12 protein-coding genes are annotated in these 17167 nt (G+C 56.4%); 7 read left to right on the forward strand and 5 right to left on the reverse strand.

Annotated features, from left to right (window positions below):
• Window positions 1–2 precede the first annotated feature (2 nt).
• The 3 genes from B150_RS0112600 to B150_RS0112610 form a co-directional block, all read right to left on the reverse strand.
• Window positions 3–1907: a serine hydrolase domain-containing protein gene (locus tag B150_RS0112600; protein WP_020400294.1), complete on the reverse strand. Its 1905-nt coding sequence runs from the start codon at window positions 1905–1907 to the stop codon at window positions 3–5.
• Window positions 1900–2925 (reverse strand): alpha/beta hydrolase, encoded by a 1026-nt coding sequence (locus B150_RS22455; RefSeq protein ID WP_020400295.1) that lies wholly within the window; start codon window positions 2923–2925, stop codon window positions 1900–1902. Before B150_RS22455 ends, B150_RS0112600 begins: the two co-directional genes overlap by 8 nt.
• Before the next feature lie 195 nt (window positions 2926–3120).
• On the reverse strand, window positions 3121–5673 hold the full coding sequence (locus B150_RS0112610; RefSeq protein ID WP_020400296.1) for a TonB-dependent receptor: 2553 nt from the start codon (window positions 5671–5673) through the stop codon (window positions 3121–3123).
• Window positions 5674–6013: 340 nt separating this feature from the next.
• Here B150_RS0112610 and B150_RS22460 point away from each other — a divergent pair, with 340 nt between their 5' ends.
• From B150_RS22460 to B150_RS0112625, 3 genes are read left to right on the forward strand one after another with little or no spacing between them, the layout of a single operon-like run.
• A complete protein-coding gene (locus B150_RS22460) occupies window positions 6014–6601 on the forward strand; it encodes an RNA polymerase sigma factor (RefSeq protein ID WP_020400297.1) in 588 nt (195 codons plus the stop codon).
• Window positions 6602–6603: 2 nt separating this feature from the next.
• Window positions 6604–7710, forward strand: coding sequence for a FecR domain-containing protein (locus B150_RS22465; protein WP_020400298.1), 1107 nt, complete (start codon window positions 6604–6606; stop codon window positions 7708–7710).
• 54 nt (window positions 7711–7764) lie between these two features.
• On the forward strand, window positions 7765–8487 hold the full coding sequence (locus B150_RS0112625; RefSeq protein WP_020400299.1) for a tetratricopeptide repeat protein: 723 nt from the start codon (window positions 7765–7767) through the stop codon (window positions 8485–8487).
• Window positions 8488–8641: 154 nt separating this feature from the next.
• On the opposite strand, the gene B150_RS0112630 is transcribed toward B150_RS0112625, so the two are convergent.
• Both B150_RS0112630 and B150_RS20950 read right to left on the reverse strand, forming a co-directional pair.
• Window positions 8642–11122, reverse strand: coding sequence for an ABC transporter permease (locus B150_RS0112630; RefSeq protein ID WP_040565435.1), 2481 nt, complete (start codon window positions 11120–11122; stop codon window positions 8642–8644).
• A gap of 133 nt (window positions 11123–11255) precedes the next feature.
• Window positions 11256–13205: a serine hydrolase gene (locus B150_RS20950; RefSeq protein WP_020400301.1), complete on the reverse strand. Its 1950-nt coding sequence runs from the start codon at window positions 13203–13205 to the stop codon at window positions 11256–11258.
• A gap of 126 nt (window positions 13206–13331) precedes the next feature.
• Between B150_RS20950 and B150_RS0112640 the strand changes: the two genes are divergently transcribed.
• The 4 genes from B150_RS0112640 (at window position 13332) to B150_RS0112660 (ending at window position 16906) form a co-directional block, all read left to right on the forward strand.
• Window positions 13332–13946, forward strand: coding sequence for a TetR/AcrR family transcriptional regulator C-terminal domain-containing protein (locus B150_RS0112640; RefSeq protein ID WP_020400302.1), 615 nt, complete (start codon window positions 13332–13334; stop codon window positions 13944–13946).
• 500 nt (window positions 13947–14446) lie between these two features.
• Window positions 14447–15424, forward strand: a complete 978-nt coding sequence (locus tag B150_RS20955) for a polysaccharide deacetylase family protein (RefSeq protein ID WP_020400304.1) — start codon at window positions 14447–14449, stop codon at window positions 15422–15424.
• 293 nt (window positions 15425–15717) lie between these two features.
• Window positions 15718–16368, forward strand: a complete 651-nt coding sequence (locus B150_RS0112655) for a GNAT family N-acetyltransferase (RefSeq protein WP_162139699.1) — start codon at window positions 15718–15720, stop codon at window positions 16366–16368.
• A gap of 13 nt (window positions 16369–16381) precedes the next feature.
• A complete protein-coding gene (locus B150_RS0112660) occupies window positions 16382–16906 on the forward strand; it encodes a GNAT family N-acetyltransferase (RefSeq protein ID WP_020400306.1) in 525 nt (174 codons plus the stop codon).
• Window positions 16907–17167 lie beyond the last annotated feature (261 nt).

Raw genomic sequence — 17167 nt, forward strand, 5'->3', positions numbered from 1 at the left:
GGTCAGTAATAGTTGAAGCCGATCAGGTTCCAATAGGCATAGAACCACACCATGAACAGCCCGGCGGCGGTGACCACGCTGTAGCGGATACGCGCCGCCACGCCTGTGAACGCGCCCAGCCGCCATACCCGGTACGCCACATAGGCGTGATAGAGCGCGGCGAGCGTCGCGAGAAGTGGGAACACCAGCGCGATCTTGAGCGTGTTGGGCAGCGCATAGGTCAGTGCCTGTTCGCCAACACTCACCCCCATATAGCCGAAGATGACGAACAGCAGGTTGATGAGCGCAAGCAGGACCGACGCCCGCATGGCTGTTTTCTCAAGGCCCCTTTCCGTGCGGTACTCACGGAAACGGAACGCCAGTTTCAGCATCACACCGACAAATAGCAATAGCGCAAGGCCAACATAGGTCTGGATAAAGCTCCAGGTCTCGTAGATAGGCGCCTTGTAGAACTGCATCACGCCGGTGCCGTCGATCACGTAACCTGTGATATTGCCATCCGCGTCTTCCTGAAAGGCGACGCGGCCATAATCGTCCACCTCGCGGAACAGGTTTTTTTCCACCTCCACATAACGCTTGCCTGCGATCAACAGCGTACCGTCCGGCATCGGCGCTACGGGGCTGCCGCCCAGCGGGCGTGTCAGGCTTTCCGCGAGCGTGAAATTGCCGCGCCAGCTGTGGTAGATGCCTGCGTATTTTGCGGCACGGTCAGCAAAGTCGGCGGGCGGTGTGAGACGCGGGATATCACGCGGGAAAAATTCGTCATAGAAGGCTTTGACAAAGGCCTTGTGTACCGCACTCGCGCCGGGGCCCGAGAAGGAGGAGAACAGCATCATCTCTTCCTTCAGCGATAGCCCGAAGTGCGAGAGGAAAATGGTCGTGCCGCCATCGTGGCCGAAGTTTTCCAGATCATCAGGGCCGTAGCGGCGCTTGAGGAAACCAAGCCCGGTGCCGCGAACCCGAGGGTCGTGCGAAAAGCCTTCATCAAGGATCTGCTGCATGGTCTCAGGTTTCAGGATGCGTTTGCCGTCTAAGCTGCCACCATTCAATAGCGCACGGGCAAAGAGCGACATGTCATAGGCTGTCGCAGCCAGCGAGCCGGCAGGGCCGAAGTTGGAGATGATTTCGTAATTCTGTTCATGGTAGGCGCCAGCGGCATAGCCGTAGGCCTTGGCCATGTGTGGTTGGTATTGTTCCGGCAGCGGTTCGCGGAAGGTGGCGTTTTTCATGCCGAGCACATCAAAGATATGCGTCTCGATATAGTCGTTATAGTCCATGCCGGAGACATTCTGCACAATCAGGCCAGCAAGCGCGGAACCCCAGTTCGAGTAGCCGGTGTGCACGCCGGGCGGGTTGATGCGCGCGGGCTGGTATTTCTCAAGCGCTTCGGCAAGCGGTATGATGCGGCTGGCGTCATTCATGATCAGATAGCCAAGGCCGCCAGCCTCAAAACCCGCGGTGTGCGTCATGATATGCCGCAGCGTCACAGGCTGGCCCGGCCATGTCTCCTTGACCTTGAAGGACGTGAGATAGCTGTTCACATCCGCATCAAGGTCAAGCTTGCCTTGTTCGACAAGCTGCATCACCGCGACCCATGTGAACAGTTTGGAGATGGAACCCGGCCGCACAAGGCTGGTCTCCGCGTCCATCGGAATACGTTTATCCACATCCTGATAGCCGTACCCTTTGGCAAAGATCATCTCGCCATCTTTCATCAGTGCCACAACGCCCGACGGGCTGTGGTTGGCGGCCATGGTGGGTTTGACCACCCCGTCAACAAATGCCTCAACGGTGGCGGCATTGTTCACGTCCGGCGTTTGCGCGGCGACGGAGAGAGAGGTACCGAGACAGAAAAGTGAAAAGGCCGCGATCCGGCGCAGCCTGCGAAGGGTGTTAAATCTAGTCATTTTTTTGGCTCCTCGCGGCTGCCTGCAGGATCACGTCCCGGATATGGGGCAAGGTGGCTTCGGCATATTTGCGTTCTATAATCAGGCTCATGTGGTCGGCACCCGGAATGGTCGCCCGCTTGCTGTTTGTGGACAGGGTTTCCATCTCGGTATGCAGGTCCTTGAGGATGCGGGTGATGCGTTCGGGGTTGATCTCCTCGGGCCAGCCTTCGCCGGACTGCGGCTCACCCGCGCTGATGATGGTGAAAGGCATGTCGTCCAAGGTTTTGTTGGCGTCGGCCTGTTTGGCTGCCAGCTCAAAATCGCGAAATTCGGCGAGGAAAGCGGTGTAGGTTTCGCCCCGCTTGCCAAGGTAAGTCAGCTGATCCTGAATTTCCTGCGGGTATTCGGCGATGGGCGTGTGTTCGACACCCTGTTCAAGCGGGTTGAAAAGTTCCACGTAGCCGGTCGCGATCAACAGGCGTAGGGGTTTGAGTTGCGCCTCAAGGCCCGGCAGGAACTTGGCGTTGTCGATGCCCATGGCTTCGCCCTGTCGCGGGTGGCTGGGGTCCAGCAGCACAAGGCCGCTGACATCGCCCGGATAGCGTTCGATATAGTCGCGGTTATAAAGCCCGGCGATGGAATGGCCGACAAAGACGAAGGGTTTCTCCACCCCTGCCTTCTCAATGAGCGTGTGCAGCGCTTCGTTGATGTGTTTGGCGTCGCGCGGTAGGCCGCTTTCTTCGCTCCAGCCGATGCCGGGACGGTCGTAGGAGCAGACGCGGGTGGTACCTTCAAGGCCAGCCTGTATCCAATGGAAAAGCGGCGAGGCCTCGCCTGATCCGGTCTCTATAACAGCGGTGGGAAGACCCTTGTCCGCACCTGTGCAATGGATGTGCAGGCTGTAGCCGCCAACGTCGATCATCTCGCCGGGCGGCGGAATGTCGGGTGCGGTCAGTTTGAGGGCTGCGCCAAGCAAAATAGGGGTGGTGATGACAGCGCCAACTGTCCAGCAAACGATTTTCAGTGCTTTTTTCATGTTTATCTTCCTGTCGGGGTGGAGGTGACGTTCCCCTGTGGGATAGAGAACGCCACCTCCGGGCAAGGCTATCCACGTGGAATGGATAGCCAGCGGGATCTACCTATCTGGAAGGCTGGGGATAGGAGGCGCGACCCAAGGAGTCGGAGCGGTGCCGCGCCTCTCCCCTAACTGCCCAGGGGGGCTGGAAGTGCGCTAGAAGCTTACGGAGAGAACGGCGCCAATGGTGCGTGGCCGCGCGGGCACGCCCGTAGGAACGCCGACAATCTTGTCGTAACTTGCCGTGGTGTAGACCACCTCATCGAGGAGGTTGGTGACATAGACACTCAGCGCATAGTTTTCACCAAAGGTGACACCTGCGTTCATGTCGACAAGGAAATATTCTTCGCCCGGGAAGTTGAAGGACGGCGAGGCCGCGTCGCCGTTGTCGAACGCGCCCTTCTGGCCACTTGAGTATCGGAAGCCGCCGCCCACATGGGCCATGGTGTCGCCCGAGAGCACAAAGTCATACCGTGCGTTCATGGACGCCACCCATTTGGCGAGACCCGGCACATACTGGTCCTTGAGGCCGAAGATCACGGGCTCGTCCTCATCCAGCTTGCTGTCGGTATAAGCGAGGGCCGAGATGATGCTGAGGCCCTCAAGCGGCTTCAGGGTCAAGGTCCCCTCAAAGCCTTTTGCGGTCAGGCCGTGGTCGGCGTTGCCGATGTAGGACGCGCCGAAGATAGGCACAAGGGTCTGGAACTTGGACCAGTCGATGTACCAGAGGGCTACGTCATAGGCGACCTTGCCTTCCGCCGCATAACCCTTGGCGCCCACTTCATAGGACCAGAGGCTGTCGGACGAGACATCAAGCGATGCAATCGGCGCGCCCGGCGGGTTTGTACGCGCGGGGCGGAAGCCACTTGCCACGCGGCTATAAAGCGATAGGGTTTCACTTGGGCGGTAGCTGAGCGCGAAGGACCATGTGTCCGCCGTGTCTTTCACTTCTGCTTCAAGTGCGCCGCCCGCACCCACAAGAGCCGGGTGGCCGGTGACCACCGTATCAAGGCCCACCGTCTGACGGCTGATGCGGCCACCCACAGTGATATCAAGGTCTGGCGTGATGTAATATTTGACGTTCGCGAACGCGGCATATTCCTCATACGAATCCACGGTTGTGCTGTCGAACACCAGCCACTCTGACGGCGTGGCAATGCCAAGCGCCTGCGTGGGCGCATCCTCATCGGTGAAATAAAGACCAACAAGCCATTCGATGCTGTCGCTCATCTCGGAGGTCAGGCGCAGTTCCTGCACGGTCTTCTCGTACCCTGTCGTGGTGCGGGTGGGGAAGCCGGTGTCAGTCCCTGTGGGGTGGCCATCAAGGCTATTGATAAAGGCCATCACGCCGGGGCTGTTCTGGTCCACCAGGAAAAGTTTGGGGCTGTCCATATAGGCGGTGACAGACGTCAGCGTTGCCCAGTCGAACTGATAGTTGATGGTGGCGCTTAGAAGGTCGGTCTTGATGGTTTGCACATCGTCCGGGTTGCCGGTGGTGCGGTAGTTGCCGAGCGTGGCGTTATAGCCCGCGTCAAGGTAGGAGAAACCGGAGCCCGCCCATTCGGTCGACTGCCGGGTATAGTTCACGCGCACGTCAAAGCGGTCAGATGCCGCCCAGTAAAGGTCCGCCGCATAACCGTAGCGCTCATATGTGTCACCGTTTTTGGCGAGGAGCGATCCGCTTGCAGGGTCGATGTAATCAAACAGGCCAGCATCATCCTGATAGAAGCCCGAGAGGGTAATGCCCAGCTTGCCGTTCACGATGGGCGTGCTGATACGGCCGCTATAGATCTGGTTGAAGCCGCCGTGTTTGGTGGATGACAGGTTGGCAGACGCGTCACCGCGAAATTCTTCGAGGGCCGGTTTGCGGGTGACATATTTGATCGCGCCACCGAGCGAGGTGGAACCGTAAAGGTTGCCTTGCGGGCCCTTCAGCACCTCGATCCGCTCCACATCAAGAAGCGAGGCGTCGATAAAAAACTCGGCGCTCAGGTTCGAGTTGACCGGCACATCATCAATATAGACCCCAACAACGGGCGAGTGGGAGAACTGGCCCACGCCGCGTGCGGTCAGCGTGCCAAGGCCGGGGGGCGCACCTTCGCTTGCGGTGCTGAGGCCCGGTGTATAGGCCAGCATGTCGGCCAGCGTGACAAGGCCGCGGCCCTTGAATTCATCGGGCTTCACAACCGAGATGGCAAGCGGTACGTCCTGCAGGTTCTGCTCACGACGGTTCGCGGTTACCACAATGTCCTCGAGCACATAATCGGCTTCCGGGGCGCTGGTGTCATCCAGTGGCGCCTGCACATTGGCGGCATAATCCTCGCCATAGGATATGACGGTATAGCCTGAGCCGGGCTGCTGGTATTCCGCCACCGTGCGCTTGTAGTTGGCGTCACCTGTGCCGCGCGGGCGAATGACATAGGTGGTGTCGTCAACCTTCTGGTAGGCGAGATCGGTACCCTCAAGCAGCTCCTTCAGCACAGCGATGGAATTGAGGCGGCCAGAAACACGCCCCGCCATAATGCCTTCAAGCTGCGCGGGTGCGTATATCAGCTGGATTTGTGTAATGTCAGAAAGCTGCGCCAGCGCTTCGGTAAGCTGCTGGGCCTCGATGGTGATATTATAGAGCTTCGCATCCCCCGCGAACGCAGGCGTCGCCGCGCTTACCATGAGTGCAACAAGTGCCGTGGAAGTTTTCAAACCGAACATCTCATGTTCCCCTTTGTGGTTTCCTCAAAGGTTCCGCAATTTGCTTATGACACCTGGCCTTGTCCCCCAAAGATGCGGCGCAGTTTCGATATGCTCAAAAGGTGCCGCGGGGCCGGATGCAATTTTCGTAGAACCTGAGCGTGAAACACAGGGCGCTCGGAAATCCCCTATCTGATTTTGTAAAAAACCGGACAAAAAGTCCAAAAAAAGCATATGCTTATAAAAATCACAAAAAAATCGCTGCACGACTAGGGGATTTCTGAAGTTGGGGTGTCTTCGGACTGGTGAACCATTTTTTGGGGCCGGCCCCCACCTTGAAACTGAATGACGGTCAACGGGCATGACGATCAAATCGCTATTTGAAGCGCAGTACAGGAAATACGCCCCGGAGGTGCAGAATTTCATTGCCCGCTATGTGGGCAATTATTCCACCGCCGAAGACCTGACCCATGAAGTGTTCATCAATTCCTTCAAGGCCACGCGGGAAAAAGAGCTGGAGAACCCGCGCGCCTACCTGTTCGCCGCGGCGCGCAACCATCTGATCAACCACTTTCGCAACCGGACCAACCGGCGCTCGGACGTCACGGTGGAATTTGATGAAATGGTCCACGCCGGTGACATGCGCGCCGAGGACAAGCGCCTTGAGGCCCGCGATGACCTGCAGCAGGTGCTGAAGGCCATCCGCACCTTGCCGCCCCGTGCACAGCAGGCGTTCCTGCTGAACAGGGTGCATCAGCTGAGTTACGGCGAGGTGGGCAAACGCATGGGCATTTCCCCGCGCACGGTTGAAAACCATGTTGCCAAGGCCTTGCTGGTGTGTGCCCGCCAATTGGCTGCCAGCACCGAAAACACCACCACGATAGCAGACAATATTACCGACCTCGCCGCGCACCGCGACAGGCTGAGATCGCAGGCAATGGACCGCTGACAATGAGTAAAAGCGACTTGGAAAAATTTGATGACCTGACGGCAGAAGCCGCCACCTGGCGCGCGCGTGAACGTGCCGGCGACATGATAAGCCGGGAACGTGCCGAGCTTGAAGCACGGCTGGCAAGCGACACTGCTTTTGCTGACGCCTACCTTGGCGTATTGCGCGCCGATGATGCACTGGACGCTTTTCAAGGTGCAGCGGGCGCCGACCTGCTGGCGTCGCTTGATCCCGAGCTTGCGCGCGATATCGGGCATGCTGGCCTCATTCCGTCACCGCCGCGACCGTGGTGGCAACCCAGCCGCCGCGGCATGGGCTGGATGAGTACCGTTGCGGCGTCTTTCCTGCTGCTGGCTGTCGCGTCGTTGTCGCTTTTTGACCGTGGGCCGATGTCGACCATGTATGAAACGTCGGTCGGCGAAAGCCGCACGATCATGCTCAAGGACGGCTCTGTCATCACGCTCAATACTGACACACGCCTTTCGGTCGCGTTGGCGTCACAGGAACGGCGCATTTTGCTTGAGCGCGGCGAAGCCTATTTTGATGTCGCCAAAGACAAAGCCCGGCCATTTGTTGTGGTGGTGGGTGATGAGATAGTGCGCGCTGTGGGCACCGAGTTCAATATTCGTCGCCGGTCCGATATCACCAATGTCATGGTCACGGAAGGTGTGGTCGAGGTGAAGAAAAACCTACCGGACGCCACACAGGGCGACACGTCGCGCCCGCTGCCCGTGCCGGTGTCCCTCAAGGTGGGGGATGACCTGACGGTGGATCATGAAGGCGTGCGCACCAATACGCTCAGCGCGGAAGAACTGGCACAGCGCACCTCGTGGCGGCGTGGCATGCTGCATTTCAAGGCCAAGCGCCTTGATGCCGTGGTGCAGGAGATCCAGTATTATCTCGACAAGGAAATCATCATTGCGAGCGACGATGTGGCCGACCTGATGGTGGGCGGTTCCATCAACACACAGAATGTCGCGTCCTTCCTTAAGGGGCTTGAACTCAATTTCCCGGTTACCGTTATTGAGCGCGACAGTGTTATCATCATAAGCTACCGCGAACGGCGGGATGCGGGAGCAACGGCCTCAGGCCTCGCCATCATCCTCTGACCTCGGCATGATATGGCGGACGGCAGGCTGAACAGGGCATAGGGGCAGCAAGAGTTGAAAAGCAGGTTTGTGCACATCGCCGTCTTGAGCGCCAGCTTGCTGATCTCTTTCCCGTCCTTCATGGCAAGTCCGGCTATCGCGTTTGAGGGCAAAACATGGTCCGCCAGTAAAATCGAGAAAGTGCGCAAGCGCGCGACCATCGCGGCGGACAAGAAAAAATGGTCCCTCGCCATTCGCTATAACGAGCAGGTCCTGGCGGTGCTCAGGAGCCGCGCCATGCAGGACAGCGCACCCTATATCCAAGCTCTGATACTGGGCGCTGACTATTACGCACAGGCAGGCCGCGTCATGGAAGCGGATGCGCGCGCGGCGGAAGCATATGCCCGTGCCGAGGCCAATTTGCCGGGCGCGCATGAGATCACCCGTGCCGCCCGTGCGGCGCATTATCGGCAACTGATAGCACGGCAGGATTACAGCGCAGCGCTGGCACTTGTTGAAGAAGCAGTCGCGGCGCTTGGTGTCACCGTAGATGACGACTACCGCCGCCACCGTTACCTCAAACACCTTTATTCCCTATATGGGCTGACCGGGCAGTTGGCGCGTGAGGCGGAAACCATTGAGGCTTTCCTGCGTCTGGACCGACAGTTATACGGCAACACCGCAATCGACCACGCCAAGGTACTGCAAAACCTCGCCAACAGCTATTGCCTGCAGGGGAAACTGCAGGAATTTGAGAACCTGCGACCGAAGCTGTCGGGTGACTTTGTCTGCCCATGAGATACGCTTTTGTGCGCCTTCGGCCAATCGCGGACGTTCGTGGGTAGCATGATACCTGCACCATGATCTCTTTGCTCGCGATCCTTGCGCGAAATACTTAGGTGGTCACGTCGGCCTAGAACGGGGGAAGAACCGTTTCTGTGTACACCCCACATCATTCATAGCGTAATGCCCGGATTGGATTGGTGCGGGCCACTTTTGCGGATTGTACACACACTGTGGCCCAGGCAATAGCCAGCGATAGAGCGCCGGCCCCGAAGCAGAAGACCCATATGAACCAGGTGTCGATTCGGTAGGGAAAGGTCTCGAGCCAGCGAGACATGGCCCAAACGGCGAGAGGCCATGCAATAATGTTGGCCACGAGCACGGGTTTGGAAAACTGCCAGACCAGAAGACGCACGATATCAAGCACGCGCGCGCCCATAACCTTGCGAATGCCGATCTCCCTTGTGCGTCGCTCTGCGGTGAAAGCCGCGAGACCGTATAAGCCAAGACAGGCGATGATCACCGTAATGGCGGAGAAGGTTGCCAGCACCTTTGATATCGTGCTTTCGCGGTCAAACTCCGCCGCAATCGTATCCTCGACAAATTCATATTGGAACGGCACTTCCTGGCTGAAGGATCGCCAGATGGTTTCGAGCCGTGCGACAACGGCCTGTGCCTCACCGTCATATTTAATGGCAAGCGTGTTATAGCGCGCGGGTGCAAGCAGATAGACCTCGGCCCGGATGGCTCGTTTGGGTGACTGGAAATAAAAATCAGGGGTGACGCCGATAATTTCCAGCTCGCCATACACTGGCCCGTCTGCATTCACGCCTGTTATGGTCGTAACGCGCTGGCCGATTGCTTCCTGAGCGGCTGTGAAACCCAGTTTGTGCGCACTGGTTTTGTTGATGACGACGGACCCTGTTGCCCCTTCGGCCGGCATGCCGTCCGACGTGAAGTCCCGGCTATAGAACCGGCCCGCCAGCATCGGTATCTTGTAGGTGTCCAGATAGTCATGGTCGACCGCCTGGGTGCTGATCAGTACCGTCTGGTCCGACTTGGCACCAACAAGCTGGAAGGGGTTCAGCCTTTCGTGGATGTCAATCGGGCTATAGTCCGTATACCCTGCCGCGCGGACACCGGGCACCTTCAGGATGGCCTGTTTGAGCGCTTCCCGGCTGCTGGCAATCTTCCCACTTCCCGTGTTGTTGAGCACCAGCACATTGTCCTTGCTGTATCCTGGGTCCTTGTTGGTGGCGAACCAGGTTTGCATATAGACGGTGGCCGTCGCGACAATAAGCGCCGTGGAAATAGTGAACTGAAGCACAACAAGAGCGCTGCGCAGCAGGCGCGAACCACCTCCCTCGGTTGACCGGTTGGCCCGCAACAGAAGCGCAGGCTTGAAGCCGGAAACTATGAGCGCAGGGTATACACCGGCAATCAGCCCGGTTGCGAACAATAACCCCGTAATGAGCAGGAGCGTGGTGCCATCACTATAGGAAAGCGTGAGCTCAAGGTTCAGGAACCGGTTGAAGGCAGGCAGCGAAATTTCCACGAATAGCAGACCGAACAGCAGGCCGAGGCCAGCGAGTAAAACCGTCTCACCCGCAAACTGGGTCACCAGCTGTGACCGCTTTGCACCCAGCACTTTCCGCAGCACAACCTCACGGGCGCGCTGGGTCGACTTGGCGGTCACAAGGTTGATGAAGTTGATGCAGGCAATAAGCAGAACGGCAAGGGCAATGCCGACAAGTATCCGGACAGCATCCATATCGCCCGAGGGCTTCATCTCACCGATGCCGACGGGGTGCAGGTGAATATCTGTGATGGGCTGGATGGTTTGGATATAAAAATCCGAGACCTTGGCATCCGGCCCGGACTTCAGGGAATCAAGCCCGGTCACATGGGTGTTGACCAGGTCCGGCAGGCGGCTGCTGATGGGGGCAAAGTCGCCTGTGCTGGCCACCTCGATATACAGCTGGTGCTCCCCAAGGTTTCCCCAGGTGTCATACAGGTCTCGTGTTTGCGGGAAATCCGTCAGGTCGAATTTTGCGAGGCCGTTGAGGGCGAGCGATGTATTGTCCGGCAGGTCCTTGAAAACCGCGCCGATACGGTAGTCCCGGTCAATTTCTGACAATTTGATGTGCAGAACCTGTCCAATCGGGTCGGCACTGCCGAAATACTTTTCCGCCATTGTTTCGCTGATCGCGAGGCTGGCCTTGTCGTTCAATGTTGCCTGCAGGTCGCCACGCAGCACAGTGATGTCAAACATCTGTGCCATTTCAGGGTCTGTCAGGTGGATGTCCTCCGCGAAGGCCTCACCATCGCGGATGATGACCGGGTGGACCGGGATAAAACGGGTGGCCCGAACGACTCTGCCGGGGAAGTAGGTTTCCACGATCTCTTTCATAGGGCTGGATGCAGAAGCCGCTTCATAAGGTGCGCGACCGGGCAACAGGACCGTCGTGTTAATCCGGCCGATGCGCTCAGCCTTCTCCCAGAACCTGTCATAGGAAAGCTCGTGTTGCACATAGAGCATGATAAGGATGCAGGCAGCAAACCCGGTGGCGAGGCCGATGGTGTTGATGGCGCTGTAAAGTTTGTTGCGGATCAGGTTCCTGATCGCGATTTTCATATAGTTCCTGAACATTGACTACCCTTCCCATGGGCTTGTGCCGGTACACTACAGGGCATGGTGAGCAGGACATGCGGCGCCGGGCCTTTTAAGGTGGCCAGGCGACACATCCTCGCGTTGTGGCCGGGCGTTTACGCCCAGCACCCGGTCAGTATTCGAGGGTAAAGCTCATGAGACCGCCAATGAAGGCAACCCAGGCGAAACCACACAGTGCGGCGGCGAATAGCAAGCTTCCCGCCTTGGCCATGACATGCCGGTCCGAGCGCAGGGTCAACCACGCGTTCCAGATGCCCACGCCAGCACCGGCGAGAGGAACTATGGCAGCAGCCAGAAGGGTGAAGAGCAGCGGATCAAGCGCAGGGCCAAAACCGTCCAGCTGCATCTGGAAGATCGGCAGCAGCGCTATATACCAGCCGAAGAGATAGACCATGTTCCCAACCATCAGCCAGCGCGTAAGACGGTAGGCAACCAAATCCCGACCGGTAAGGCCAAGCGGTTGGCTGTAAAGCCGACGACACCACCAACTGATCGGCCATGCGACAAGGGCCAGCAAGATGACGGTGATTGATGCGAAGAGGATGAAGCTGTTCAGGCCGGCATTCTCCGCCAGATCAACTTTCTGCAGGACAGAAACGGGGTTGTTGTTGCGGGTGATTGTTAGCTGTCCGTCAACGGTGTCAACATAAAGGGCATGTTCGCTGTCGGCGTCCCGCCACAGGCCCGGTGCGGTTTCGCGGTATTTCACCCCCGGTTCGTCGGCGAAGCTGACCGTGCCGTCCTCGTTTGCCACCACCGTCGTCTGTTGCAACGTGTAGAGCATTTTGAGGAACGCCGTTTCAATGCGGCGGGAGCTTCGGTATTTCCCTGCCAACGCCTCTGCGTGTTCCTTGGCCCCCTCAATGGTTTGGGGAAGTGACGCTTTGTCCTCCACCGGGAAATAGCGGTCCATGAAATCGTCGATGATACGTTCCCGAATGCCATAGACAGCATCGTCCTTGCCGCGGCTGTTGAAGCTGACGAAAAGGCCAACGCCTTCCTCGGGGATCAGCTTCATGTCGGTGTGAAACCATATGGTGTCGCCACCATGGCCGATGATACGTTTACCGTTGATGGGGCCACTGAAAAATCCATGCGCCATTGTGGTGAAACCCGGCTGGTGAGGTGCTGTGGGTTGATACATAAGGCGCGCTGTTTCAGGCTTAAGGATCTGGGCACCGTTAAACTGGCCTTCCTGCAGGTGGGCGATCATGAAATTGGCCATATCGTCCGCGGTGGAACTCATGCTGCCCGCCGGCGCGAACGTGATGAGCTCAAAGGCCTGGGGCGGCTGCGAGGCACTCCTGTATCCGAGTGATACATCGTCCTGAAGTTCTGCAGGCAGTGGTTGCCGGAACGTGGAGCGTTCCATCTCAAGCGGCGCGAGAATATGTCGCTCGATATAATCGTCGAAGCTCTCTCCGGACAGGCGTTCAACAATATAGCCCGCAAGCGCGGTACCATAGTTTGAATAGGCAGGCACTTTGCCAACCGGGAATATCCGCGGCCTGATGTGGTCTTGCAGAAACTTTTCCGTGGCGATGAACTTGGCAGGGTCTGTGATCACTACCTCTTTCAGCCCTTCCTCGAAACCGCCCCGGTGGTTCATCAGGTCTTTCATGGTGACCGGACCACCGTCACGTTCGGGTATTTTGAAATCGAGGTAGGTATTCACATCGGCATCAAGGTCCAGCTTGCCCTCTTCAACCAGTTGCATCACGGCGGTCCATGTGAACAGCTTTGACGTGGAGCCAATCCTGACAAGGGTTCGGCTCGCGTCCATCGGCCGTTTGGTGGCTACGTCGGCATAGCCATACCCCTTGGAAAAGAGTTGCTTGCCGTCCTTGACCACGCTGATGACAGCACCCGCAACGTCACCCTGTTCGAGCGCGCCGGACATATAGCCGTCGAGCCAGGCTTCAAGGTCGGTTGCATCAAGCGGCGAAGCGTCGGTTGCCTCGGCGCTCGAGATGTTCGCGGGTGTTTCCACCTGTGCTTCATGCGACGGCTCCTTAGCTTGGTTGTCCTGTGCCAGTAGCGGCCAGCCAAGTCCGAAAGCCATGAGTGTTATAGGTATCCAGAATCTTTTCTTCACTTCACTCTCCCTGTCGAATAGGCTTATACCTACACTGTATGTTTTTTATGAAACCTACAGTGTATGTTTTAAAGAGTCAAGGAGCCCGAAAAGGTGCCCAAACCGCAACTGAGCAAAGAAAAGATCGTCGATACCGCCATAGAAATTGCAGATGAGAAAGGACACGAAGCCGTCACGCTACGCGGCATTGCCAAACGACTGAACGTGCATGTTACGTCTTTATATAATCACGTGCCCACCAAGGATGCTGTCTTTATCGAAATGATGAAGAAGATGCTGGCGGATGCCGACATGCCGACCGGGTCTTTCACGTGGCAGGACTGGATCAGGGGATACGCCGCGGCGTTCCGGAGAATGGGCTATCAACATCCGGGAGCGTTTCAGGCGTTTCAGCGTGGCCTGGCCCAGGGCGAGGAAGCAATGGAAACAATGGAAGCCGCCATCGCAGCGTTTCTGAGCGACGGCTTTGATGTGGAAACCTGCTTCTGTGCCATACGGGCGACAAATGTCGTTGTATACGGGCTGTGCCTCGAGGATATGGCGCGCGAGGCGGACGCGGCGTCGCAAATCGACCCCGAGCTTGTTCCTGTTGCGCGGTTTCCGCGAATTCATGAGGTTATGGCCTTATCGGAACGGCCGGATACTTTCCATTTTCTGGTGGAGGCATTGATCGCGGGCATTGAAGCGAGACGATCAGGGCCACGATAACCAGGTGGCAACATTGACCCAGCGGCACCGCTCTGGGTCATTAACCGCAAAGTGGGCGCGGACCACATCCGGCGTGGACAACAGCCTCATGTAGCGTTTCGCTGCATCAACATATGGTGGCCATTGCTGAATTCGCGCTTGAGAAGCCGGAAAAATTACACGTGCCTTTAGGGCCGGAATTCCCTGCGGAACCCGATCGTCAGGCAGTAGGAATTACTGACGTAATGCTGCAGGGAATTCCGGACCTTGTGAGCTTCTAAAACAAATGGCTGGCAAAATCTGCCAGCCATTTTTCTATTCGTATCCTGAAAAACTCAACGCGATTAGTGTATTGATCGCGACACAGTAGTGCCTCAAGCTGGGGCTCCAGTCTCACTTTGTGGGTCAAAATTCTCATTTATGTGTCATCCTAAACGAACATAGGCAGATGTCCGCTTGCTTTTCTTTCGATGCGAAGCTTTAAACATTGTGTCGATCAGATGCAGCCTAAAGGCGAGAGAATGAGTGATGTCTTTATTACAATCGATACCGAATTCAGTGCGGGAGGTTATTTCTCGGGGACGGGAGGCCCCGTTACCGATCGGGCAGTGTTCTGCACTATCGACGGCAAGTCCCACGGCCTAGGCTTTCTTTTGGAGACGTTCGAACTTCACGGGATCAGGGTGACCTTTTTTATCGAGGCCGCGCATACCCATGTCCTCGGAGTTGAGCCTATGAAACCGGCAGTCAATGCTATTCTTGACGCTGGCCATGACATCCAGCTTCATATTCATCCAATGTGGCTTCAAAGAGATATTGGTCCGGGTGTCCAGATAAACGATTCAATGGAAAAAATTAGTGTCGAAAAAGCCAAGGAGGCCTTTGAAGTTGGTCTGCACGCTTTCGATGCCTGGGGTGTTCCCACTCCTATCGCTTTTCGCGCCGGCAACTTGCAAATGGGACGGAATGCGTATGCGGCGATGGAAACATTCGGTATTCCGGTCTCGAGCTCCTTGGGGCTTGCCATTCATGATCCTGCTGACCCATCCCTCCGGTTGTCCTCCGGCGTTCACCAAATAGGTAAAGTTCTGGAAGTACCAGTCCTGACCTATCGGCAATTCGGTATCGGCCGGTTTGCTCGTCCCAAGAATTTGACAGTTACAGGGTGTGGTACGCGAGAAACCGCCGAAGTGCTTAACAAAGCCTGGCGAGCGGGAATGGAGGATATCGTGCTCCTTACGCATCCTTTTGAGTTCATAAAACGAAGCAACCGGTGTTATGATCAAATCCATATAAACAGGGTCAATCAGGTCAGGCTGATGCAGCTTTGTCACCATATCGCGTCCACCGATACGTTGAATTGCATGACGTTTACAGCCAAGCATCCTCACTGGTCTTCCGGCGGCGTTCGTCACACCAGTTCTATTTCGGCTCCTATGATCGCTAGCGTACAGAGAATAGTGGAAAACAAGTTGAATGACTGGTTGACATGGTACTGACCCCCCAAGAGGAAAAAGCACCCTCTGAGCATCCGCGCGCCGAGATCGTGTACCTTAAGTTCTGGCTTGGTCCATTCCGGCTTGCTCAAGCACCAATCGCTGCGCATATAGTGGCATGTGTGCCTCCTCATGTCGGCCCTAAATTGTTGGAGCTTCCAGATGCATCTGAGGCACCACTTTTTGTCTGCTCTCTACCTCTAAGCGACACAGAACGGTCAATAACCATTAGTAGCGGTGTAATTCGGTACATTGAGAAAAGTTTTGTACACTGTTCCACGGACCTTACGGCTACGATGGAAGAATACTGGGGTACTTTCTCCGGTAAAACGAGGTCAACACTAAAGCGTAAGCTAAGAAAATTTGAAGCTGCCAGTGGGGGCGCTATTGATGTTCGCAGCTATCGCTCTCGTGAGGAGGTCAGGGAGTTTCTCTCGATTGCCCAACTGGTCTCAGCCAAGACATATCAGGAACGTCTCTTCCAAGCTGGCTTACCTGTTTCCGAAGAGTTTCAGGCGAAGACCCTGTCTTTGGCAGAGGAAGGGCATCTTCGAGCTTTTATCTTGTTCTTTCAGGGCACTCCTATCGCTTACCTGCTGTGTCCGGTTGAGGAAGGCCGTGTAGTATATCAATATCTCGGGTTTGACCCGGCCTTTGCGGAGCATTCTCCCGGGACGATACTTCAGCTAGAGGCGTTCAAGGCACTTTTCCCTGATCCGGTCTGCCAGATATTTGATTTCACCGAAGGGGATGGCGCCCATAAAAGGCTTTTCGCGACACACACGGCATTATGCGGCAATGTTTATTATTTTCCGCGTAAATTGAAATATATAATCCTAGTGGCTGGGCACCGGACTTTGTTGGCAGCGGACAGGCTGATCAATAGTTGCCTCGAAAAACTCAAGCTTAAGCAGCGGCTAAGAGCCCTGTTGCGTCGACAGGTTTGAAGCGAGGCCCGTAATGAAAAACATCCTCAAAAAGATCGCTGACGTCCTCATCGGCCCTTATGAAATCTATGCGATTTTCCGATCTGGCCAAACAGATGAGCTGCCACCCGGAGTGCGAGAGGTCACAGCAGCCGAGATCTTGGCAAGTCCTTATGAAACTGTTCGCGCCATAAGCCACTATGATGCACCAGACGCTCTATTCTTCGGAGCGTTTGAGAATGAATTGCTGGCGTCCGCTTGCTGCGTTTGGCATGGCGCTACGTATACGCGACTGCGCGGTTTTATCGATTTGCCAGCGGATGCCGCGAAACTGGTTCAAATCAATACGGCTGAGGAAATGCAGGGTAAGCATCTCGCCAGGAAGCTGATCAAAGGCGCAACCTTTTTACTGAAAAGAAAAGGCTTTAAACATGTTTATGCTAGAGTTTGGCGAGGCCATATTGGTAGCGAGAAGGCTTTCAAGTACGCAGGCTGGCAAAAGGCTTACACTATATTGAAGGGTACCATCTGGCGCAGCCCGTTTCGCATCAGTTTTTGAGCGGCCTGTCGCGCCGACACAGTGCCGTCTAACGAGACACCGGATGTAACCAATCGGAGCCGTTTTTTGAGTTGCATCACGGCCCTGACCATGTGGCCGTGTGGCCGTCAATTGCTTTATCTTTGATACACCTTGGCAGTGCGCTAATGAGGTCGGATTTACGAAGCGATCTGTAAGTGGCGAGGAATTTGATAATGCCGTCGCACAACAAAAGGCATGTGACTCCGGTGGGCAGGATACAGATACAGATTGGGGAGCCAA

The organism is Kordiimonas gwangyangensis DSM 19435 = JCM 12864, assembly GCF_000375545.1.
Lineage (GTDB): Bacteria > Pseudomonadota > Alphaproteobacteria > Sphingomonadales > Kordiimonadaceae > Kordiimonas > Kordiimonas gwangyangensis.